Raw genomic sequence first — 491 nt, 5'->3', positions numbered from 1 at the left:
AAGCAAGCCAGGCTGATGGAGAGCTACGGCGCCAACTGCATCTACGTCACCGACTCGGCCGGGCACCTGCTGCCCGACACCGTCAAATCCCGCCTCAGCGCGGTGCGCGACGCGCTGAAGCCGGAAACGGAACTGGGCTTCCACGGCCACCACAACCTCGCCATGGGCGTGGCCAACAGCCTGGCCGCGCTCGAAGTCGGCGCCACCCGCATCGACGCGGCGGCGGCTGGCCTGGGCGCCGGTGCGGGCAACACCCCGATGGAAGTCTTCATCGCGGTGTGCGACCTGATGGGGATCGACACCGGGGTGGATGTGTTCAGGATCCAGGACGTGGCCGAGGACCTGGTGGTGCCGATCATGGATTTCCCGATCCGCATCGACCGCGACGCGCTCACGCTGGGCTACGCCGGGGTGTATGGCTCCTTCCTGCTGTTCGCCAAGCGCGCCGAGAAGAAGTACGGCGTGCCCGCGCGCGAGATCCTGGTCGAGAT

General features: G+C 67.6%; 1 pseudogene. It reads left to right on the top strand.

Features of this window, described 5'->3' with window-relative positions:
- Positions 1-491: pseudogene (locus tag C664_RS20090) on the top strand (4-hydroxy-2-oxovalerate aldolase); the annotation flags it as partial.

This window comes from Thauera sp. 63, from assembly GCF_000310165.2.
GTDB classification, from domain to species: Bacteria; Pseudomonadota; Gammaproteobacteria; order Burkholderiales; family Rhodocyclaceae; genus Thauera; species Thauera humireducens.
The sequence above is the reverse complement of the archived record's forward strand: the minus strand, read 5'-3'. Positions and strand labels throughout refer to the sequence as shown.